Raw genomic sequence first — 20370 nt, 5'->3', positions numbered from 1 at the left:
CTACAAGGACTGCGTCAGCCGACCTGCCTCAGTGCGCAACATTGCGGTTCGAGGTCAGCCGAGGCCGTATTTCTTCACTTTGTCGAACAGCGTGGTCTTGGCCATGCCCAGCTCCTGGCTCGCCTGGCTGAGGTTGCCGCCCGTACGTTGCAGCGCGTCGCTGAGCAGGTTGCGCTCGAATGCTTCCACCGCCTCGGCAAAGCCCAAGCCCTGGCTGGCGCCACCGCTGGGGCCTTTCTTGAATGCCGGCAGGCCAAGGGCATAGCGTTCGGCCACGTTGCGCAGCTCGCGCACATTGCCCGGCCAGTCATGCGCCATCAGGCGCGACAGGGTCTGGCTGTCCAGCGTCGGTGTCTCGCGGTCGAAACGCAGCGCCGACTGCTGCAGGAAGTGCTCGAACAGTTGCAGGATATCCTCGCGGCGCTCGCGCAGCGGCGGCAACTCCAGCGTCACCACGTTCAGCCGGTAGTACAGGTCGCTGCGGAACTGGCCGCTCTGGCCCATGGCATCCAGGTCGGACTTGGTCGCAGCGATCACCCGGCAATCCACCGCAATGCTCTGGTTCGAACCCAGCCGCTCCAGGGTGCGTTCCTGCAGCACGCGCAGCAGCTTGATCTGCAGGTTGATCGGCATGCTTTCCACCTCGTCGAGGAACAACGTGCCGCCGTTGGCGTGTTCGATCTTGCCGATGCGGCGTTTGCCAGCCCCGGTGAAGGCGTTGGCCTCGTGGCCGAAAATCTCGCTTTCGAACAGGTTCTCCGGCAGGCCACCACAGTTCAAAGCCACGAACGGCTGGCTGTGGCGGCGGCTGAAGTCGTGCAGGCAGCGGGCGACCAGTTCCTTGCCGGTGCCAGTCTCGCCTTCGATCAGCACGTTGGCCGAGGTATCGGCCACGTTGGCAATCAGTTCGCGCAGCTGTTGCATGGCCGGCGAGCGGCCAATGATGCGCCCTTCGAGGCTGCTTTGCTCCGCCAGCTGGCGGCGCAGGGCTACCACTTCGCGCGACAACCCGCGCTGTTCGAGGGCGCGGCGCACCACGTCGACCAGCCGCTCGGGGGAGAATGGCTTCTCCATGAAGTCGTAGGCACCGTTGCGCATGGCACCGACCGCCATGTCGATATCGCCGTGGCCGGTGATCAGCACCACCGGCAGGCTGCGGTCGCGGGCTTTGAGGCGGTTGAGCAGCTCCAGGCCATCGATGCCCGGCAGGCGAATATCACTGACGACGATGCCGGCGAAGTCGTCGCCGATGCGTTCCAGTGCCTGCTCGGCGCTGCCCACGCCTTCACAGGCGATATCTTCCAGGGCCAGTGCCTGTTGGCAGCCGAGCAGCACATGCGGGTCGTCTTCGACGATCAGGACGGTAAGAGGCGCTTGGTTCATGGATGCTCTGCCGATTCGCTAGGGGGGGAGACCAGCGGCAGGGCCAGGACGAAGGCCGTGCCGCCGCTGGCGGGATGCTCGACATTGAGGCTGCCCTTGGCGGCGGCGGCAAGGCTCGCCGACAGGGTCAGGCCCAGGCCCAGGCCGTGTTCGCCCGGTTTGGTGGTGAAGAAAGGTTCGAACAGGTGCTTGCGCGCCTCGCTGTCGATGCCGTGGCCGTTGTCGCGCACCTGTAGACGGTACTTGTCACCCTGCAGCTCACCTTCGAGCCACAATTGGGGCAGTGGCTGCGTCGCCATGGCATCCAGGGCGTTACCGATCAGGTTGACCAGTATCTGTTCCAGGCGGGTCTGGTCGATGGCCAGTTGCTGATCCTCGAACTGGTTGTGCACCTGCAGGTGGCAGGCGCTGATGCGGTTGGCCAGCACTTGCAGGGTGGCGTCGACCGCCTTGGCCAGCGAGGCCTGGCCGCTGTCGTCGCTGCGTCGGGCAAACGAGCGCAGGCTGGCGGTGATGCGGCCCATGCGGTCGATCAGGTCGTTCATGGTGCGCAGGTTGGTACTGGCGGTTTCCAGCGCGCCACGTTCGAGGAAGCGTACGGTGTTGCCGGACAAGGTGCGCAGCGCCGCCAGCGGCTGGTTCAGTTCATGGGCAATGCTGGTGGACATCTGCCCGATGGCGGCCAGCTTGCCGGCCTGCACCAGTTCATCCTGGGCGTGGCGCAGGGTCTGCTCGGCATGCCGGCGCTCGCGAATCTGGCCTTTCAGGCGTTCGTTGCTGGCACGCAGGTCGGCAGTGCGCTCGGCAATCCGTCGCTCCAGCTGGCTGTTGGCTTCCTGCAGCGCCTCGCGGGCTGCCAGGCGGGTGGCGATCACTTTGCGCCGCTCGTTCCAGGCAATGCCGAGGATCGCCAGCAGGGCGAACGCCACGCCCACCAGAATACCCTGCACCATGGATTCGCGGCGCAGGTCCTGCAACGGGGTCAGCAGGGTGAAGTGCCAGGGCGTATCGGCCAGGCGCCGGGTCTGCGCCAGGTAGGCCACCTCCCTGGTCTTGCCCTGTGCGGTTTCGCTGTTGGCCGGGAAGGTCAGTTTTTCCACGCCATCGGCGAGGATTTCCCGGGCCAGCGGTTGCAACTCGTTCAGCGGCCACCAGTAGTATTGCAGGCTGCGCGCCAGCCGCTCCTTGATCTGCGGGGTCAGCGGGCGCACCGACTTCAGGCGCCGCGCCGGGTCGCTGGAAAGGATGATGATGCCGTTCTCGTCGCTGACGAACGCTTCCAGGCGGGCACGTTGCCAGCGTTCTTCGAGGGTATCCAGGCGCACCTTGATCACGGCCACGCCAATGATCTTGCCGTGCTCTTCCAGGCCATGGGCCAGGTAGTAGCCGGCTTCGCCGGTGGTGCTGCCGATGCCGTAGAAGCGCCCGGGCTCGCCGCGTACGGCGGTCTGGAAATAGGCGCGGAACGACAGGTCCTCACCGAGGAACGAGTCGGCATCACGCCAGTTGCTGGTGGCCTGCACCCGGCCATTGGTGTCGAGTACGAAAATAGCCCGACTGCGGCTGCGCCGGTTCAGGCCTTCGAGGTATTCGTTGACGGTCTGACGCGAACCGCCGTCAGGGTCGGTGAGCAACTGCGAGACGCTGTCTTCCAGTTCGAGCAGGCTCGGCAGGTAGGTGTACTTGCTGATTTCGCTTTCGACCGTGCGCGCATGCAGTTCCAGCTGACGCTCGCCATTTTCGCTGAGCATGCGGATGCCGTTGCTTTCGCTGACCAGGTAGCCAGCCAACCCCAGGCCGACCATCAACAGGATGATCAGCGGCGGCAACAGCAATTGACGAAGCAGGCGGGATTTCACGGCAGGCTTGGCAGGGAGAAGAAGCGAAGGATCGCATTTCATCACAGTGGCCTTGTCACGACCAGCGCCACTGCCGCAAAGGGCAGCGGCGCCGACCGGTTCAATGAAGCAAAATCAATGCTGCAGGATCTTGCTGAGGAAGTGCTGGGTACGCTCGTGGCGGGCGCTCGGGTTACCGAAGAAGTCTTCCTTCTGGCAGTCCTCGATGATGTGGCCCTTGTCCATGAAGATCACGCGGTTGGCCACTTTGCGGGCGAAGCCCATTTCGTGGGTCACGCACATCATGGTCATGCCCTCATGGGCCAGCTCGACCATCACGTCCAGCACTTCGTTGACCATTTCCGGGTCCAGGGCCGAGGTCGGCTCGTCGAACAGCATGACGATCGGGTCCATCGACAGCGCGCGGGCGATCGCCACGCGCTGTTGCTGGCCACCGGAGAGCTGGCCGGGGTGCTTCTTGGCGTGGGCACCGAGGCCGACGCGGTCGAGCAGGGCCAGGCCCTTCTTGGTCGCTTCCGCCTCGCTGCGGCCAAGCACCTTGCGTTGGGCGATGGTCAGGTTTTCGGTGATCGACAGGTGCGGGAACAGCTCGAAATGCTGGAATACCATGCCAACCCGTGAACGCAGCTTGGGCAGGTTGGTCTTGGGGTCGGCGATCGAGGTGCCGTCGACCACGATGTCACCTTTCTGGAACGGCTCCAGGGCGTTGACGCACTTGATCAGGGTGGACTTGCCCGAGCCCGACGGGCCGCAGACCACCACCACTTCACCCTTCTTGACCTCGGTGCTGCAGTCGGTCAGTACCTGGAAGTCCCCGTACCACTTGTTGACGTTCTTGATGGAAATCATACGGCGATCCTTTTTTGCAGGCGCTTGACCAGCCACGAAGCGGAGAAGCTGATGAGGAAATACACGACACCGGCGAAGATCAGGAACTCATGGGAGCGCCCGATGATGTCACCGTTGGAGCGTGCCGAGTTGAGGAAGTCCACCAGGCCCACGGTATATACCAGCGAGGTGTCCTGGAACAGGATGATGCTCTGCTGCAGCAGCAGCGGGGTCATCTTGCGGAAGGCCTGGGGCAGGATGATCAGGCGCATGGTCTGGCCGTAGGTCATGCCCAGCGCCTGGGCGGCGCCCATCTGGCCCTTGGAGATCGACTGCACGCCGGCGCGGACGATTTCGCAGAAGTACGCGGCCTCGAACATCATGAATGCCACCACGCACGAGGTGAAGGCACCGACCGGGGTATCCTCGCCGGTGATCCAGCGCAGCACGAACGGCACCGCCAGATAGAACCAGGTGATGACCAGCAGCAGCGGGATCGAGCGGAAGTAGTTGACGTAGGCACCGGCCAGGTTCGACAGCAGCTTGTTCGACGACAGGCGCATCAGGGCCAGGATGGTCCCCAGCACGATGCCGCCGACCACGCCCATGATCATCAGCTGCAGGGTCATGACCATGCCTTCCCACAGGGCGGGCAGGGCCGGGATGATTTCGCTGAAATCCATGTCCATTTATTTGCCCCCTACGGAAATCAGGCCGGGCACCGAGACTTTCTTCTCGACCATGCGCATCAGCAGCATCAGGCCCATGTTCAGGGTGAAGTAGATCAGCGTGGCCAGGGTGAAGGCCTCGAACAGGTTGGCCGAGAATTCGGCGGTCTGCTTGGTTTGTGCCAGCAGCTCCATCAGGCCGATCAAGGATGCCACCGAGGAGTTCTTGAACACGTTCAGGAACTCCGAGGTCAGCGGCGGAATGATGATCCGGTAGGCTTGCGGCAGCAGCACGTTGGTGTAGATCTGCGGCAGGCTGAAGCCCATGGCGCGGGCAGCGGCTTCCTGGCCGCGGGGCAGCGCCTGGATACCGGTACGCACTTGCTCGCAGACACGCGCGGCGGTGAACAGGCCCAGGCAGATGACCACGCTGATCAACGCCGAAGTGGTCGGGTTGAGGTCCTGCTTGAACCATTCCTGCAGCCCTTCGGGCAGCAGGTCTGGCACCAGGAAGTACCAGATGAACAGCTGCACCAGCAGCGGCACGTTGCGGAACAGCTCGACATAGGCGGTGGCGATGCCTGATACCAGACGGTTCGGCACGGTACGCATGACGCCGAGGATCGAACCCAGCAGCAAGGCGATGATCCAGGCAGAAATGGCAATGGCGATGGTCCAGCCCAGACCGGTGACGTACCAGTCCAGATAGGTCTCGCTGCCCACGCCGGTGGACTTGAAGAACACGCCCCAGTCCCAGTTGTAATTCATCGGGATTTCCCCTCAGACGGTTGTTTCACGGGCACCTTCCAGCATCCGAGGGCACACGGCCCTCGGATGAAAGGTTAGACACTAACGGGTGGCCTGCCTGTTCAAATGGCGCTTTGCAGCGCAACAGGCCACGGGCTGGGGGTCAGGACTTCTTCTCGTCGGCGGCCTTGTCGGTCGGCTCGGCGATCAGTTTCTTCAGCTCTTCGCTCATCGGGAACTGCAGGTTCAGGCCCTTTGGCGGGATCGGCTGCTGGAACCACTTGTCGTAGCTCTTGTTGACTTCACCCGACTTGAAGTAAGCGATGATGGCGTCATCCACCGCTTTCTTGAAGGCAGCGTCATCCTTGCGCACCATGCAGCCGTAGATTTCGTACGACTGAGGGGTACCGGTGATAACCCAGTCCGACGGTTTGCGTGCCTTGGCCATTTCGCCGGCGAGCAGGGCGTCGTCCATCATGAAGGCTACGGCGCGGCCGCTTTCGAGCATGTTGAAGGCTTCACCGTGGTCCTTGGCGGAAATCACGTTCATCTTCATCTGCTTGTCGGCGTTCATCGCCTTGAGGATGCGTTCGGAGGTGGTACCGGCGGTGGTCACCACGTTCTTGCCGGCCAGGTCCGGGAAGTCCTTGTAGGCTGGCTGACCGTCCTTGACCTTGGTCAGCAGGCGGGTCCCGACTTCGAAGATACCGACCGAGAAACCGACCTGCTGCTGGCGCTCGACGTTGTTAGTGGTGGAGCCGCACTCGAGGTCCACGGTACCGTTCTGCACCAGCGGGATGCGGGTCTGGGAGGTGACGAGGTTGTAGCGGACCTTGATGTCCGTGCCCAGCTGCTTCTTCAGGGCATCGACGACAGCCAGCTGGATGTCATGCGAGTAGCCCACCGGCTCGGGCTTGCCGGCCAGGTAGGAAAACGGGATGGAGGAGTCGCGGTGGCCCAGGGTGATGGTGCCCGAATCCTTGATCTTCTTCAGGGTGCCGGTCAGTTCTTCGGCCATGGCCGGCGAAGCGATCACAGCGGCCGCAATAGCGGCGCCCAGCAATTGACGAACGATGCGCATCAAATTTTCCTCGACGTGTTTGTTTTTTTTATGGAGCCGTTGGCGGACTCTTCGTTCAACGAATACAGCAAGAAGCGGTGTGCATTCGGCTAACAAGTGTAGAGCATGAGTCGTGCCAAGCGCTGATACCAGTCAAATAGCCGCGAAAATGCAGGGCTAGAGCTTTTGATGACGCGGTTGGCGAGGCTGTAAGCTGACGGATTTCCGAACGCTTGCATTGGTAGTGTTCGGAAATCCGAATGGCTGACCCAAGCGCTGCTGCCCCGTCACACGGGTGTTACAGCGCCAGGGCGATGATCAGAAGGGGCTTTGCCACGACTATTTCCGCCTCGCGCCAGCGCCACGAGGCGGGCAGGCTCAGGCGGCCTGTACGCGGGCCTGATCCTGCGCGCGCTGGCGTAGATAATCCTTCAGCAATTGCTGTTCGCTCGCGCTGGTGAACAGTGCCAGCTTGGTGCGGCGCCAGAGGATATCGTCGGCGTCGCGTGCCCACTCCTGGTCACACAGGTATTCCACCTCGCGGCTGAACAGCCCACCGCCGAATGCCTGGCCCAGGTCTTCCGGCCCATGCACGCCGTCGAGCAACTGCCACACGCGGTAGCCATAGGTGAGTGCCCAGCGTTTGGCGATGTCCACCGGCAGCCAGCCGCAGCGCGCCAGTACGGCATCCACCAGCGCTTGTACGGTGGTCATGTGCTCGCCACCCGGCAGCGGTGCACTGGCCGTCCAGCTGCCACGCATCTGCGGAAAATGTGGCTTGAGTTCGGCCATGGCCGATTCGGCCAGCTTGCGGTAGGTCGTCAGCTTGCCGCCGAATACCGACAGCAAGGGGGCCTGGCCTTCGCTGGCGGACAATGCCAGGGTGTAGTCGCGGGTTACCGCCGAGGGGTTGTCCGATTCGTCATTGCACAGCGGGCGAACCCCGGAGTAGGTGTGCACGATATCGTTGCGACCGAGCTGGTGGTTGAAATGCTCGTTGACCACTTTCAGCAGGTATTCGGTTTCCTGCTCGGTGATCGCCACCTTCGCCGGGTCGCCGCTGTATTCGCGGTCGGTGGTACCGATCAGGGTAAAGCGTTCCAGGTACGGAATGCAGAACACGATGCGCTGGTCTTCGTTCTGCAGGATATAGGCGTGTTCACCTTCGTACAGGCGCGGCACGATGATGTGGCTGCCCTGGATCAGGCGGATGCCGTAAGGCGCTTCAAGCTTCAGGTCGTCCTTGATGAAGCTGGCGACCCATGGGCCGGCGGCGTTGACCAGGGCGCGGGCGCGGATGCTCTGCTGGCTGCCGTCGGCATGTTGCAGTTGCACCTGCCACAGGCCGTCCATGCGTTCGGCGCGCAGGCAGCGGGTACGGGTGTGGATGTGCGCGCCGTGTTCGCGCGCTGCCATGGCGTTGAGCACCACCAGGCGGGCGTCATCGACCGCACAGTCGGCGTACTCGAAACCGCGGCTGATGGCCGGCTTGAGCGGGTAGCCAGGTCCGAAGCGCAGGCTGCGCGAGGCACCCAGGCGTTTGCGCTTGCCGAGGTGGTCGTAGAGGAACAGGCCGGCGCGGATCATCCAGGTCGGACGCAGGTGCGGGCGGTGCGGCAGCACGAAGCGCATTGGCTTGACGATGTGCGGGGCTTTGGCCAGCAGCACTTCGCGTTCGGCCAATGCTTCGCGCACCAGGCGGAATTCATAGTGCTCCAGGTAGCGCAAGCCGCCGTGGATCAACTTACTACTGGCCGAGGAGGTGTGCCGGGCCAGGTCGTCCTTTTCACAGAGGAACACCTTGAGGCCGCGCCCCGCGGCGTCGGCAGCGATGCCTACGCCATTGATGCCGCCGCCGATCACGGCGAGGTCATAGCAGTCGGCGAGCGGGGGCTGGGACGAAACGGGCTGGGACACGGGCAAGGCCTCCTGGGCGCTGTTCACATCGAATATGAACATTGATGTTCGTTTTCGAAAATACTAGCGCAATGGAAAGCTGGTCGCCAGTCAGTCTTTATAGAAAAAACTGATCAAATGACAATGAAGTGAACATTTACGAATATTTTGGGTGACCGTTTGGGGGTTCTAGCGCCTGTGAGACCGAGCGCCGCCCGCGCGGCGCCCGGTCTCACAGGCGACACAAGGCTGATGCCATGCCCCAAGGGCCCTCAAACCACCTCGAGACGAATCTTGTACTGGTTCAGCAGTTGCGTCAGCGCGAGGGTCGGCGCCTGGTCGGTCACCAGGCAGTCGACCAGGCTGATCGAGCCCAGGCGTACCATGGCGTTGCGCCCGAACTTGCTGGAGTCGGCGGCGAGAACCACTTGCCGGGCATTGGCGATGATGGCCTGGGAAACCCGCACCTCCTGATAGTCGAAGTCGAGCAGGCTGCCGTCTTCGTCGATGCCGCTGATGCCCACCAGGGCAAAGTCGACCTTGAACTGGTTGATGAAGTCGACACTGGCCTGGCCGACCACGCCGCCATCGCGACGCACCGTGCCCCCGGCCACCAGTACTTCGAAATCATCCTTGGCGGCAAGGATGGCGGCGACATGCAGGTTGTTGGTGATGACTTTCAGGTGGTTGTGGTTGAGCAGTGCGCGGGCGATGGATTCGGTAGTGGTGCCGATGTTGATGAACAGCGAGGCATGGTCGGGAATCTGCCGGGCCACGGCTTCGGCGATGCGTTGCTTCTCGTCGCGCATCTGGTCGGCGCGCATGGCGTAGGCGGTGTTCTCGATGCTCGAATCATAGGCTGCGCCGCCGTGGTAACGGCGTAGCAGGTTGAGTTCGGCAAGCTGGTTGATATCACGGCGAATAGTCTGCGGAGTGACGACGAACAGCTGCGCCATTTCCTCGATACTGACGTAACCGCGTTCGCGTACCAGCTCGAGAATTTGTTGTTGGCGAGGGGGCAGATTCATGGGCGGTCCTTTGGGGCTGCCGGACAAATGCTGCAATGATGCCGTAGGACGCGGATGACAGCCAGTAGACTGTGGCGCATTGGCGCGCAGTCGCTGTGGGAGCGGCCTTGTGTCGCGAAAGGGCTGCGAAGCGGCCCCAGGATCTTCGCGTCATGGCGAACATTGCTGGTGCTGCTCCGCAGCCCTTTCGCGACACAGGGCCGCTCCCACAGGCAAGGCGGGAGATCAGGCCTCGTGATCTTCCCAGTCACGGGTACGCTCGACCGCCTTCTTCCAGCCGGCGTACAGCTTCTCCTTCTGCACCTCATCCAGCTGCGGGCTGAATTCGCGCTCGATGATGGCCTTGTCGCGCAACTCGTCCAGGCCGCTCCAGAACCCACAGGCCAGGCCCGCCAGGTAGGCCGCACCCAACGCAGTGGTTTCGCGCATTTTCGGGCGTTCCACACAAGTGCCCAGGATGTCAGCCTGGAATTGCATGAGGAAGTTGTTGGCCACTGCGCCGCCATCCACGCGCAGCTCGGAAAGGCGCTGGCCGCAATCGTGCTGCATGGCGTCAAGCACGTCGCGGGTCTGGTAGGCGATCGACTCCAGCGCGGCGCGGATGATGTGGTCTACCTTCACGCCACGGGTCAGGCCGAACAGCGCGCCGCGGGCATACGGGTCCCAGTACGGTGCACCCAGGCCGGTAAAGGCCGGCACCAGGTACACGCCATTGCTGTCCTTGACCTTGCTGGCGAAGTATTCGGTATCCAGCGCATCGTTGACGATCTTCAGCTCGTCACGCAGCCACTGCACGGTGGAACCGCCGTTGAATACCGCACCCTCCAGGGCATAGGCCACTTCGCCGCGCGGACCACAGGCGATGGTGGTAAGCAGGCCATGGGACGACTTTACCGCCTGGTCGCCAGTATTCATCAGCAGGAAGCAGCCGGTGCCATAGGTGTTCTTGGCCTGGCCCGGCTCGACGCACATCTGGCCGAACAGCGCCGATTGCTGGTCGCCGGCGATGCCGGCGATGGCGATACCGCTTTTTGTGTGGCCGTACACCTCGGAGGAGGGGCGCACTTCGGGCAGCATCTGCCGCGGAATGCCGAGGATTTCCAGAAGCCGCTCATCCCATTGCAGGCTGTGGATGTTGAACATCAGGGTACGCGAGGCGTTGGTGTAGTCGGTGACGTGCACCTTGCCACCGGAGAATTTCCAGATCAGCCAGGTATCGACCGTGCCGAACAGCAGATCGCCGCGCTCGGCACGTTCGCGGGCACCCTCGACGTTGTCGAGGATCCACTTCAGCTTGGTGCCGGAGAAGTACGGGTCGGTGACCAGGCCGGTGGCCTCGCGGATGTAGGCTTCATGGCCATCACGCTTGAGCTGGGCACAGATCTCGGTACTGCGACGGCACTGCCAGACGATCGCGTTGTACACCGGGCGGCCGGTTTCCTTGTCCCACACGACGGTGGTTTCGCGCTGGTTGGTGATCCCCAGCGCAGCCACCTGGGCATGGCTGATGCCTGCCTGGGCCAGCGCCTCGACCATGGTTGCGCTCTGCGTGGCAAAGATTTCCATCGGGTCGTGTTCGACCCAGCCTGCCTGCGGGTAGTGCTGGGCGAACTCACGCTGGGAGGTGCCCACCACGTTGGCGTCACGGTCGAAAATGATCGCCCGTGAACTGGTGGTGCCCTGGTCCAGGGCGATGATGTAGTTCTTATCCTGGGTGTCTGTCATGGTCGTAGGCCTTGCGCAATGAGGGGGTCAGGGCGGGCGTGATGCCAGCATCAGTTGACTTGAGTATCGCCCTGGCGATTGTCGTTTGTCTCAGGTTCCACGGCGGCTGCCGTCGGCAGGTTGCGGGCGATCAGGCCGCGGTAGGTCGCCGCACCCAGGCAGGCGCCAAGTATTGGTGCGAACACCGGAACCAGGAAATAAGGCATGTCCCGACCGCCAGTGAAGGCGATTTCGCCCCAGCCAGCCAGGAAGGTCATGAGTTTTGGCCCGAAGTCACGGGCCGGGTTCATGGCGAAGCCGGTCAGCGGGCCCATGGCACTGCCGATCACGGCGATCAACAGGCCAATCAGCAAGGGTGCCATGGCGCCACGCGGCAGGCCGTTGTGGTCGTCGGTCAAGGCCATGATCACCGCCATGAGCACGGCGGTGATGATCACTTCGACGAGGAACGCCTGGCCGGTGGACAGCGACGGATGCGGGTAGGTGGAAAATACCGAGGCCAGTTCGAGGCTGGCTTCGCTGCCGCGCAACATGGCGTGAGCCTGTTCGAAATCGAAGAACAGGTTGCTGTACAGGCTGTAGACCAGCGCCGCGCCACAGAATGCGCCGCACACCTGGGCCAGCATGTAGAAGGGCAGCTTGCGCTTGTCGAAACCGGCGAACAGGGTGAGGGCAATGCTCACTGCCGGGTTCAGGTGTGCGCCGGAAATGCCGGCGGTGAGGTAGATCGCCATGCTGACGCCTACGCCCCAGATGATACTGATTTCCCACAGGCCGAAGCTGGCGCCCGCGACCTTGAGCGCTGCGACGCAGCCGGTACCGAAGAAGATGAGCAGGGCGGTGCCGAGGAATTCGGCCAGGCACTGGCTGGACAGCGTGGGTTGGCGTAGAGCAGTCGTCATGTATGACCTCGTTTTTGTTTTGTTGTGAGGCGCTTGGCGCTCGACAGCAAAGCCCGGAGTCTATCCCCATTGAACCCGGGCTGATGTAGGAAACGCACCTTAAAAGTGCATCATTTATTCAGAAACGAAAAAATATAGACAAGAAACGCTGATGTCAAAGGTCGAAAGTGAACGGTCGGTCACGATATGGCTGCTTGTTTGAGGTGCAGGCACCGTTCTAGACGTGCCCGCTTGCCATACGCTGGCTGCGCTGTGGGAATTGGCCTAAAGTAGCCGCCGAGCCGTTCTGACCGGAGCCCCTGCATGACCCCCGCCCTAGACCTGTTGAAGAAACACCGCGCGGAACACCGTGTGCACAGTTACGAACATGACCCCAAGTCGGCGTCCTATGGCCTGGAGGCGGCGGAAAAACTCGGGCTTGATCCGCAGCAAGTGTTCAAGACCTTGCTGGCTAGCAGCGAGAAGGGCGAGTTGCTGGTGGCGGTGGTGCCGGTGGTCGGCACGCTGGACCTCAAGGCCCTGGCCCATGCTGCCGGGGTGAAGAAGTGCGAGATGGCCGACCCGGCGGTGGCACAGCGAGCTACCGGGTACCTGGTGGGTGGCATCAGCCCGTTGGGGCAGAAGAAGCGCCTGCGCACCTTTATCGATGACTCGGCGCAGCAGTTTGCAACCATCCATGTCAGTGCTGGGCGGCGCGGCTTGGAGGTGGAATTGGCGGCGGCGGTATTGGCCGAACATACCCAGGGCAAATTTGCCGGTATTGGTCGGGGCTGAGCATCCGGGGCCGCAAGGCGGCCCCAAACTCGGTATCAGGTCGCCGAACTGTACCGACGAACACCGTTCTCCTGCTGCGGCAACTGTGCCGCCACGCTGCCCGGCACGGGGAACAGCACCAGGTGGTCGGCCTTCACCGCGATCCCCACATCGTCACCGACCTGGTGGTCGCTATGGCTGGGGAATATCGCTTCCAGCTGGCTGCCGGTGGGCAATTGCAGGCGGTAAAGGGTCGATGCCCCCAGGAAACTCTTGCCGACGATGGTCGCCTGCAGTGCGCTGCCAGGCGCATGGACGATGTCGTCAGGGCGCAGCAGCACATCCACCGAGCTGCCCGGGGCCATGATGTAGGCCCGGTTGCCGCGCAGTTCACCCAGTTCGGTATTGACCGCCTCGTGGCTGCTCATCTGCCCACGGATGAAATATCCCTGGCCGATGAAACTGGCCACGAACGGCGTCTGCGGCTCGTGGTAGAGGTTGTATGGGGTATCCCATTGCTCCAGGCGGCCTTCCTTGAACACGCCGACCTGATCGCTGACGGCAAAGGCTTCTTCCTGGTCATGGGTAACCAGGATGGCGCTGGTGCCACGGCTTTTGAGAATGTCGCGGACTTCATGGCTCAGGCGCCGGCGCAGCTCAACGTCAAGGTTGGAAAACGGCTCGTCGAGGAGCAGCAATTGTGGCTCGGGGGCCAGTGCACGGGCCAGTGCGACCCGTTGCTGCTGTCCACCGGACAGTTCATGCGGGTAGCGCCCACCCAGGCCGCCCAGCTTGACCAGTTCGAGCATCTCGTCGATGACTTCGGCCTGGCGCGGGTGCTTGGCGATGCCGAAGGCAATGTTCTGCGCCACGGTCAGGTGCGGGAACAATGCGTAGTCCTGGAACACCATGCCGATGCGGCGTTTTTCCGGGGCCAGGGTGAATCCGGCCCGGGAAATGACCTCGCCGGCCAGCTGGATCTCGCCTTCGTGCACCGGTTCGAAACCGGCGATCGCGCGCAGGGTGGTGGTCTTGCCGCAACCGGAGGACCCCAGCAGGCAACCGATGTCGCCTGCGTTCAGGTGCAGGTTGAGGTTCTGGACGATGCGCTGGTCGCCATAGCCGCAGGCGAGGTTGCGCAGGTTGAGCAGTAGGGGTTGACTCATGCGTGGTGGTAAGCCGGTTCGACAAGGAATTCGAGAAGGGCCTTCTGTGCATGCAAGCGGTTTTCAGCCTGGGCCCAGGCGACCGAACGTGGGTCGTCGAGCAGGTCATGGCTGATTTCCTCGCCACGGTGGGCTGGCAGGCAGTGCATGAACAGGGCGTCGGGTGCCGCCAGGTCGAGCAGTTCGCGGGTGACCTGGTAAGGCGCGAAATGCGCCAGGCGCCGTGCAGTTTCCTCTTCCTGGCCCATCGAAGTCCAGACATCCGTGGTTACCAGGTGGGCGCCGCGCACGGCTTCCCTGGGATCGCGAACGATCTGCACGTGGTCGCCGCCAATGGCCATGAAGCGTGGGTCCGGCTCGTAACCTTGCGGGCAGGCGATGCGCAGCTGGAAGTCGAACTGCCTGGCCGCCTCGATGTACGAGTTGCACATGTTGAAGCCGTCGCCGATCCAGGCCACGGTCTTGCCCTGGATCGCCCCGCGCTGTTCAAGGAAAGTCTGCATGTCGGCCAGCAGCTGGCACGGGTGCGACTCGTCGGACAGGGCGTTGATGACCGGCACGCGCGAATTCGCGGCGAACTCGGTAAGGGTACTGTGGGCATGGGTACGAATCATCACCACGTCGAGCATGCTCGACAGCACGATGGCGCTGTCGGCGATCGGCTCGCCGCGGCCCAGCTGGGTATCGCGCGGAGACAGGAAGATGGCCTGGCCGCCGAGCTGGATCATGCCGGCCTCGAACGACACCCGGGTCCGCGTCGAGGACTTCTCGAAGATCATGCCCAGCACGCGGTTCTTCAGGGGCTCGAACAGCACGCCTCGCTTGCGCAGGTCCTTCAGCTCGATGCCGCGGCGGATCACCCCGAGCAATTCGTCGGTGGTGAAGTCCAGCAGGGAGAGAAAGTGCCTAGCGCTCATGATTGACTACCTTATCTGCAACGGTATGCAGGTCGACCGTATGGTTTTTTTGACAACGGGAGTGACCTGCGGCGTAAGCCGCACGGAGGCGGACGAAATAGGGGAAGGCGCAATACTATAAGTAAATGTCGCCTGAAGCCAAGAGGGGAAACAGTCGCTCGGTGGCAAAGGGTGTTGCAAGGGGTGTATTGGCCGACGGGCAGTGCTGTTTTTTATTTGCTACAGAGGGTTGTACACGGCTTGCTGGCAGGTTGGCAAATGGCTGTCGCAAATCGTGTGCCTGATGTCGGTGGATTCACACCGCGAAGTGCGCTGGTCGGTACCCGGGCCTGGGCGCATAGTCGCGCTTCGTCCATCACAACAAGGCAGAGGCGGCCATGACCAAGACCCTGCATCACCGTGCCTGTCACCTGTGCGAAGCGATCTGCGGGCTGAACATCGAAGTGAGCCACGAGGAAGGCGGGCCGGCGCTGATCAGCTCGATCAAGGGCGACCCCCTGGACCCGTTCAGCCGCGGCCATGTCTGCCCCAAGGCGGTTGCCCTGCAGGATATCCAGAACGACCCCGACCGGTTGCGCCAGCCGCACAAGCGGGTAGGCGAGCGCTGGCAGGCCATCGGCTGGGAAGAAGCCTTCGCCTTCGCCGCCGACAGGCTGTGGGCGGTCCAGCAGGCCCATGGGCGCAATGCCGTGGCGGTGTACCAGGGCAACCCGAGCGTGCACAACTATGGTTTGATGACCCACAGCAACTATTTCCTCGGGTTGCTGAAAACCCGTAACCGCTTTTCTGCCACCTCTGTGGACCAGCTGCCGCAGCACCTGGTCAGCCATCTCATGTATGGCCATGGCCTGCTGTTGCCGATCCCGGACATCGACCATACCGACTTCATGCTGATCTTCGGCGGCAACCCGCTGGCCTCCAATGGCAGCATCATGACCGTGCCGGACGTGGAAAAGCGTCTGAAGGCCCTGCAAGCCCGTGGCGGGCGCCTGGTGGTCGTGGACCCGCGGCGCAGCGAAACCGCGGCCATGGCCAACCAGCACCTGTTCATCCGCCCTGGCGGGGATGCGGCGCTGTTGTGCGGCGTGCTCAACACCCTGTTCGAAGAAGGTCTGGCCCGCGGCTCGCACTTGCCGGTCGCGGGGCTGCAACAAGTACGCGAAGCGATCGCGCCGTTCAGCGCCGAGGCCATGAGCGTGCACTGTGGCATCGCTGCGGCTGACATCCGCCAACTGGCTCGGGATTTCGCTGCCGCCGACAAGGCCGTGTGCTACGGGCGCATGGGCGTCTCGACCCAGGCCTTCGGCACCCTCTGCCACTGGCTGGTGCAACTGATCAACCTGGTGACCGGCAACCTTGACCGTCAAGGCGGTGCGTTGTGCACCGAGCCTGCTGTCGATCTGGTGGCGACTACCTCCGGTGGCCATTTCAACGCCTGGCAAAGCCGCGTGTCGGGCTTGCCGGAATACGCCGGCGAGCTGCCCGTGGCGGCCCTGGCCGAAGAAATCCTCACCCCCGGCGACGGTCAGGTGCGTGCCCTGGTGACGGTCGCCGGCAACCCGGTGTTGTCCACGCCTAACGGCCGCCAGCTGGATGCCGCGCTGCAAGGGCTGGAATTCATGCTCTGCATCGACTTGTACATCAACGAGACGACCCGCCATGCCGACCTGATCCTGCCTTCGACTACGGCACTGGAGAACGACCACTACGACACCACGTTCAACCTCCTGGCAGTGCGCAATGTGACCCGTTTCAATCGCGCGATCCTGGCCAAGCCGGAAGCGGTATTGCACGACTGGGAGATCTTCGTCGGCCTGGCACAGGCCTTCGCCAGGCGCGCCGAGCTCGAATTGAAACCAACCCTGGCACCGGCACAGCTGATTGACCTGGCGTTGCGCAAGGGGCCATATGGCGAAACGACACCCTGGCAGCTTTCCTTGGCCACCCTCGACCAGCACCCGCACGGCCTCGACCTCGGGCCATTGCGTGGCAACCTCGTCACGCGCCTGAAGACCGCCAGCAAGGCAGTCGAGGCGGCGCCGCCAGTGCTTCTGGATGACCTGCAGCGCCTGGCGCAGCAGCCTGCACCGGCGCCAGGCGAGCTGCTGCTGATCGGCCGCCGCCACGTGCGCAGCAACAATTCGTGGATGCACAACTTCCACCGCCTGGTGAAGGGCAAGCCGCGCCATCAGTTGCTGATGCACCCGCAAGACCTGCAGCAGCGGCAACTGCAGGATGGCCAGCGGGTACGCATTCGCTCGCGCACTGGCACGCTGGAGGTCGAAGTACAGGCTTGTGACGACATCATGCCCGGTGTAGTCAGCCTGCCCCACGGTTTTGGCCATGCGCGCGATGGCGTGCAATTGCAGGTGGCCCGGGCGCAACCGGGCGTGAGCGCAAACGACCTCACCGATGAGCGCCTGCGTGACGCTGTTTCCGGCAATGCCGCGCTCAATGGCGTGCCGGTGCAGATAGAGGCCGCATAGGGGACGGTAAGGCCGAGCATGCTGCTCGGCTTTCCGTTACAATGCCTCACCGTGCCGACGACCGCGTCGGAAAGTTAAGCCGAGGTGCTACATGGATATCATCGAAACGATCAAAGAGCAGATTGCCAACAACACCATTCTGCTTTACATGAAAGGCTCGCCGAATGCCCCGCAGTGTGGCTTCTCTGCGCGTGCATCGCAGGCCGTGATGGGTTGTGGCGAGAAGTTCGCCTACGTCGACATCCTGCAGAACCCGGAAATTCGCGCCAACCTGCCCAAATACGCCAACTGGCCGACTTTCCCGCAACTGTGGGTAGCCGGTGAACTGGTTGGTGGCAGCGACATCATGCTGGAAATGTTCGAGAAGGGTGAGCTGCAGACCCTGATCAAGGAAGCGGCCGCCAAGGCCAAGGCTTCTGAAGCCTGATATTCCGGCAAGCATGAAAAAACCCGCTGATTGCGGGTTTTTTCATGCGCCGAATATTTATTCTTCGCCCATCTGCGACTGCAGGTAGTTTTCGATACCGATCTTGTCGATCAGTCCCAGCTGGGTTTCCAGCCAGTCGATGTGTTCTTCCTCGGACTCGAGGATATCTTCGAGCAGGTCACGCGAGCCGAAGTCGCCAGCGGTTTCGCAGTGTGCGATGGCTGCCTTCAGGTCGATCAGGCCCTTCTGTTCGATCTTCAGGTCGCATTCGAGCATCTCCTTGGTGTGCTCGCCGATCAGCAGCTTGCCCAGGTCCTGGACGTTGGGGATACCTTCGAGGAAGAGAATACGCTTGATCAATTTGTCAGCGTGCTTCATCTCGTCGATGGATTCCTTGTACTCATGCTTGCCGAGTTTGTTCAGGCCCCAATCTTCGTACATGCGTGCGTGCAGGAAATACTGGTTGATCGCGACCAGCTCGTTTCCGAGGATCTTGTTGAGATGCTGGATGACGCTTACGTCGCCTTTCATGTCGGGTTCCTGCCCTGTAGAAGTGTGCCAATACACTGAAGTTTGAGCCCGATGCCCAGGTGTGTCAAACCTAAGTTGTTGAATAATAAATGAAAATTAATAGGAATAAGAATGTTTGTGAACCGCGTTGGAACGCTAACTTATTGAATTTCAGGCATAAAAAAACCGGACGCTAGGTCCGGTTCTTCGAATTCTGGGTATCAGGCGGCGGTAAATTCTACCGGGTAGGGCAGGGCGGCCTGGCTGACCTGGAGCTCGGTCAGGGTCTCGCGAACTACCTGCTTGGCCAGGCAGGCGCATTTGCCACACTGGCTGGCGACGTTGGTCGCGGCTCGCACTTCCTTGTAACTGCAGCATCCTTCATAGATCGCATCGCGGATCTGTCCGTCGGTAACGCCGACACAAAGACACACATACATAAAGGCTGACCATCGTGGCTGGGCTTGATGGGGTGGAGCTTAATGTTAATGAGAATGCTTGTCAAAGGACTTTCTGGAAGGGCCGCGCTTGAGCGACCGGCGGTTGCTTCGTCGTGGGAGTCGGCCTGTCACCAGAAGCCGTGTATGATGGTTGGCCTTTGTTGGATGTCGGGCAGGCCCGTCTGGCCCGGCAAACGTTTTTCACCCTCATCAGGAGATTACAATGAGCGTACTCGTTGGTAAGAAAGCCCCCGATTTCACCGTGCCGGCCGTGCTGGGCAATGGCGAAATCGTCGACAGCTTCAACCTGGCCTCGGCCATCAAGGGCAAGTACGGCCTGGTGTTCTTCTACCCGCTGGACTTCACCTTTGTCTGCCCGTCCGAGCTGATCGCCCTGGACCACCGCATCCCTGACTTCCAGGCGCGCAACGTCGAAGTGATCGGCGTGTCGATCGACTCGCACTTCACCCACAACGCCTGGCGTAACACCCCGGTCAACAACGGCGGTATCGGCCAGGTCAAGTACACCCTGGCTGCCGACATGACCCACGAAATCTGCAAAGCCTACGACGTCGAGTCCGAAGGCGGCGTGGCCTTCCGTGGCGCCTTCCTGATCGACACCAACGGTGTTGTTCGTTCGCAGATCGTCAACGACCTGCCGCTGGGCCGTAACATGGACGAGCTGCTGCGTCTGGTCGACGCCCTGCAGTTCCACGAGGAGCACGGCGAAGTCTGCCCTGCCAACTGGAAGAAAGGCGACAAGGGCATGAACGCTTCGCCAGAAGGCGTTGCTGCCTACCTGAGCGAGAACGCTGGCAAGCTGTAATTGCCGCGCGCATGAAAAACCGGCCCTGGTGGCCGGTTTTTTTTTGCCGTGCTGTGTCGGCCTCTTCGCTGCGAGTACGATCTCAATCGTTGAAATCGCGCCAGCCGCCCAGCTCTTTCCAGCGGTTGACGATGCCGCAGAACAGCTCGGCAGTCTTCTCTGTATCGTAACGCGCCGAGTGCGCCTCACGCCCGTCGAAGTCGATGTCGGCACTCTGGCAGGCCCGCGCCAGTACGGTCTGGCCATAGGCCAGGCCCGCCAGGGTAGCGGTGTCGAAGCTGGAGAACGGGTGGAACGGGTTGCGCTTGAGGTCGTTGCGCATCACTGCTGCATTGAGGAAGCCAAGGTCGAAGCTGCTGTTGTGGCCGACCAGGATCGCCCGCTTGCAGCCATTGGCCTTGAGCGCCTTGCGGACGCCGCGGAAGATGTCGGTCAGCGCGCTTTCTTCGCTCACCGCCATGCGCAGCGGGTGATCCAGCTTGATCCCGGTGAACTCCAGCGCGGCTGGCTCGATGTTGGCGCCTTCGAACGGTTCCACCCGGTGGAAGTAGGTGTGCTCGGGGAACAGGAAGCCCTTTTCGTCCATGCCGATGGTGACTGCGGCAATTTCCAGCAGCGCATCGGTCGCACTGTTGAAGCCACCGGTCTCCACATCCACCACTACCGGCAGGTAGCCGCGGAAGCGCTCGGCCATCGGGTGACGCGAGCCACTGCTGCCCTGGGTATCGAGGTCGTCTTCGTAGAGGTCT

At 62.3% G+C, this 20370-nt stretch carries 19 protein-coding genes; 4 read left to right on the top strand and 15 right to left on the bottom strand.

Features of this window, described 5'->3' with window-relative positions:
• Positions 1-54 precede the first annotated feature (54 nt).
• From ACLEJP_RS14290 to ACLEJP_RS14245, 10 genes are all read right to left on the bottom strand, one after another.
• Complete coding sequence (locus ACLEJP_RS14290; RefSeq protein WP_225779009.1) at positions 55-1383, bottom strand: sigma-54-dependent transcriptional regulator; 1329 nt, start codon at positions 1381-1383, stop codon at positions 55-57.
• Complete coding sequence (locus tag ACLEJP_RS14285) at positions 1380-3284, bottom strand: sensor histidine kinase (protein WP_440807301.1); 1905 nt, start codon at positions 3282-3284, stop codon at positions 1380-1382. Before ACLEJP_RS14285 ends, ACLEJP_RS14290 begins: the two co-directional genes overlap by 4 nt.
• A gap of 72 nt (positions 3285-3356) precedes the next feature.
• Positions 3357-4091 carry an amino acid ABC transporter ATP-binding protein gene (locus tag ACLEJP_RS14280; RefSeq protein WP_440807298.1) on the bottom strand — a complete coding sequence of 245 codons (735 nt, stop codon included), beginning with the start codon at positions 4089-4091 and terminating at the stop codon, positions 3357-3359.
• Positions 4088-4759 (bottom strand): amino acid ABC transporter permease, encoded by a 672-nt coding sequence (locus ACLEJP_RS14275; protein WP_225779007.1) that lies wholly within the window; start codon positions 4757-4759, stop codon positions 4088-4090. Before ACLEJP_RS14275 ends, ACLEJP_RS14280 begins: the two co-directional genes overlap by 4 nt.
• Entirely contained in the window at positions 4760-5506 is a 747-nt protein-coding gene (locus ACLEJP_RS14270; protein ID WP_225779006.1) for an amino acid ABC transporter permease, read from the bottom strand.
• Between the two features lie 142 nt (positions 5507-5648).
• A complete protein-coding gene (locus tag ACLEJP_RS14265) occupies positions 5649-6566 on the bottom strand; it encodes a glutamate/aspartate ABC transporter substrate-binding protein (RefSeq protein WP_440807295.1) in 918 nt (305 codons plus the stop codon).
• 357 nt (positions 6567-6923) lie between these two features.
• A complete protein-coding gene (glpD, locus tag ACLEJP_RS14260; RefSeq protein ID WP_440807293.1) occupies positions 6924-8462 on the bottom strand; it encodes a glycerol-3-phosphate dehydrogenase in 1539 nt (512 codons plus the stop codon).
• A gap of 251 nt (positions 8463-8713) precedes the next feature.
• Complete coding sequence (gene glpR / locus ACLEJP_RS14255; protein WP_440807291.1) at positions 8714-9469, bottom strand: DNA-binding transcriptional repressor GlpR; 756 nt, start codon at positions 9467-9469, stop codon at positions 8714-8716.
• A gap of 225 nt (positions 9470-9694) precedes the next feature.
• Positions 9695-11194, bottom strand: coding sequence for a glycerol kinase GlpK (glpK, locus tag ACLEJP_RS14250; RefSeq protein WP_440807289.1), 1500 nt, complete (start codon positions 11192-11194; stop codon positions 9695-9697).
• Positions 11195-11244: 50 nt separating this feature from the next.
• The gene (locus ACLEJP_RS14245) at positions 11245-12096 is read right to left on the bottom strand and encodes an MIP/aquaporin family protein (protein WP_440807287.1); all 852 of its coding nucleotides are present in this window, start codon (positions 12094-12096) and stop codon (positions 11245-11247) included.
• A gap of 303 nt (positions 12097-12399) precedes the next feature.
• Between ACLEJP_RS14245 and ybaK the strand changes: the two genes are divergently transcribed.
• Positions 12400-12870 (top strand): Cys-tRNA(Pro) deacylase, encoded by a 471-nt coding sequence (gene ybaK, locus ACLEJP_RS14240; RefSeq protein WP_225778999.1) that lies wholly within the window; start codon positions 12400-12402, stop codon positions 12868-12870.
• A gap of 35 nt (positions 12871-12905) precedes the next feature.
• Here the strand turns inward: ybaK and ACLEJP_RS14235 are convergent, their stop codons facing one another.
• Together ACLEJP_RS14235 and argF are read right to left on the bottom strand one after the other, a co-directional pair.
• The gene (locus ACLEJP_RS14235) at positions 12906-14015 is read right to left on the bottom strand and encodes an ABC transporter ATP-binding protein (protein ID WP_440807285.1); all 1110 of its coding nucleotides are present in this window, start codon (positions 14013-14015) and stop codon (positions 12906-12908) included.
• The gene (gene argF, locus ACLEJP_RS14230; RefSeq protein ID WP_440807283.1) at positions 14012-14932 is read right to left on the bottom strand and encodes an ornithine carbamoyltransferase; all 921 of its coding nucleotides are present in this window, start codon (positions 14930-14932) and stop codon (positions 14012-14014) included. The genes ACLEJP_RS14235 and argF overlap by 4 nt, the downstream gene beginning before the upstream one ends.
• A 377-nt stretch (positions 14933-15309) precedes the next feature.
• Between argF and ACLEJP_RS14225 the strand changes: the two genes are divergently transcribed.
• Together ACLEJP_RS14225 and grxD are read left to right on the top strand one after the other, a co-directional pair.
• Complete coding sequence (locus ACLEJP_RS14225) at positions 15310-17418, top strand: molybdopterin-dependent oxidoreductase (protein WP_440807281.1); 2109 nt, start codon at positions 15310-15312, stop codon at positions 17416-17418.
• Between the two features lie 91 nt (positions 17419-17509).
• Positions 17510-17845 carry a Grx4 family monothiol glutaredoxin gene (gene grxD / locus ACLEJP_RS14220; RefSeq protein WP_003254949.1) on the top strand — a complete coding sequence of 112 codons (336 nt, stop codon included), beginning with the start codon at positions 17510-17512 and terminating at the stop codon, positions 17843-17845.
• 57 nt (positions 17846-17902) lie between these two features.
• Here grxD and bfr read toward each other — a convergent pair whose 3' ends face one another.
• A complete protein-coding gene (gene bfr, locus ACLEJP_RS14215) occupies positions 17903-18376 on the bottom strand; it encodes a bacterioferritin (RefSeq protein ID WP_114171878.1) in 474 nt (157 codons plus the stop codon).
• A 200-nt stretch (positions 18377-18576) separates the two neighbouring features.
• Positions 18577-18795, bottom strand: a complete 219-nt coding sequence (locus ACLEJP_RS14210) for a bacterioferritin-associated ferredoxin (protein ID WP_045185737.1) — start codon at positions 18793-18795, stop codon at positions 18577-18579.
• Between the two features lie 223 nt (positions 18796-19018).
• On the opposite strand from ACLEJP_RS14210, the gene ACLEJP_RS14205 reads away from it, so the two are divergent.
• A complete protein-coding gene (locus ACLEJP_RS14205; RefSeq protein ID WP_009684560.1) occupies positions 19019-19621 on the top strand; it encodes a peroxiredoxin in 603 nt (200 codons plus the stop codon).
• A gap of 82 nt (positions 19622-19703) precedes the next feature.
• Here ACLEJP_RS14205 and rnt read toward each other — a convergent pair whose 3' ends face one another.
• A complete protein-coding gene (gene rnt, locus ACLEJP_RS14200; RefSeq protein ID WP_440807478.1) occupies positions 19704-20315 on the bottom strand; it encodes a ribonuclease T in 612 nt (203 codons plus the stop codon).
• Positions 20316-20370 lie beyond the last annotated feature (55 nt).

This window comes from Pseudomonas sp. SMV7 (assembly GCF_052041995.1).
Lineage (GTDB): Bacteria > Pseudomonadota > Gammaproteobacteria > Pseudomonadales > Pseudomonadaceae > Aquipseudomonas.
The sequence above is the reverse complement of the archived record's forward strand: the minus strand, read 5'-3'. Positions and strand labels throughout refer to the sequence as shown.

Bases quoted from the DNA above. Each gene is read 5' to 3' on its own strand.
- ybaK (WP_225778999.1), top strand. From the start codon at position 12,400: ATGACCCCCGCCCTAGACCTGTTGAAGAAACACCGCGCGGAACACCGT.
- glpK (WP_440807289.1), bottom strand. From the start codon at position 11,194: ATGACAGACACCCAGGATAAGAACTACATCATCGCCCTGGACCAGGGC.
- argF (WP_440807283.1), bottom strand. From the start codon at position 14,932: ATGAGCGCTAGGCACTTTCTCTCCCTGCTGGACTTCACCACCGACGAA.
- bfr (WP_114171878.1), bottom strand. From the start codon at position 18,376: ATGAAAGGCGACGTAAGCGTCATCCAGCATCTCAACAAGATCCTCGGA.
- ACLEJP_RS14280 (WP_440807298.1), bottom strand. From the start codon at position 4,091: ATGATTTCCATCAAGAACGTCAACAAGTGGTACGGGGACTTCCAGGTA.
- glpR (WP_440807291.1), bottom strand. From the start codon at position 9,469: ATGAATCTGCCCCCTCGCCAACAACAAATTCTCGAGCTGGTACGCGAA.
- grxD (WP_003254949.1), top strand. From the start codon at position 17,510: ATGGATATCATCGAAACGATCAAAGAGCAGATTGCCAACAACACCATT.
- ACLEJP_RS14210 (WP_045185737.1), bottom strand. From the start codon at position 18,795: ATGTATGTGTGTCTTTGTGTCGGCGTTACCGACGGACAGATCCGCGAT.
- ACLEJP_RS14245 (WP_440807287.1), bottom strand. From the start codon at position 12,096: ATGACGACTGCTCTACGCCAACCCACGCTGTCCAGCCAGTGCCTGGCC.
- ACLEJP_RS14235 (WP_440807285.1), bottom strand. From the start codon at position 14,015: ATGAGTCAACCCCTACTGCTCAACCTGCGCAACCTCGCCTGCGGCTAT.
- ACLEJP_RS14225 (WP_440807281.1), top strand. From the start codon at position 15,310: ATGACCAAGACCCTGCATCACCGTGCCTGTCACCTGTGCGAAGCGATC.
- ACLEJP_RS14275 (WP_225779007.1), bottom strand. From the start codon at position 4,759: ATGGACATGGATTTCAGCGAAATCATCCCGGCCCTGCCCGCCCTGTGG.
- rnt (WP_440807478.1), bottom strand. From the start codon at position 20,315: ATGGCCGAGCGCTTCCGCGGCTACCTGCCGGTAGTGGTGGATGTGGAG.
- ACLEJP_RS14265 (WP_440807295.1), bottom strand. From the start codon at position 6,566: ATGCGCATCGTTCGTCAATTGCTGGGCGCCGCTATTGCGGCCGCTGTG.
- ACLEJP_RS14205 (WP_009684560.1), top strand. From the start codon at position 19,019: ATGAGCGTACTCGTTGGTAAGAAAGCCCCCGATTTCACCGTGCCGGCC.
- ACLEJP_RS14270 (WP_225779006.1), bottom strand. From the start codon at position 5,506: ATGAATTACAACTGGGACTGGGGCGTGTTCTTCAAGTCCACCGGCGTG.
- ACLEJP_RS14285 (WP_440807301.1), bottom strand. From the start codon at position 3,284: ATGAAATGCGATCCTTCGCTTCTTCTCCCTGCCAAGCCTGCCGTGAAA.
- ACLEJP_RS14290 (WP_225779009.1), bottom strand. From the start codon at position 1,383: ATGAACCAAGCGCCTCTTACCGTCCTGATCGTCGAAGACGACCCGCAT.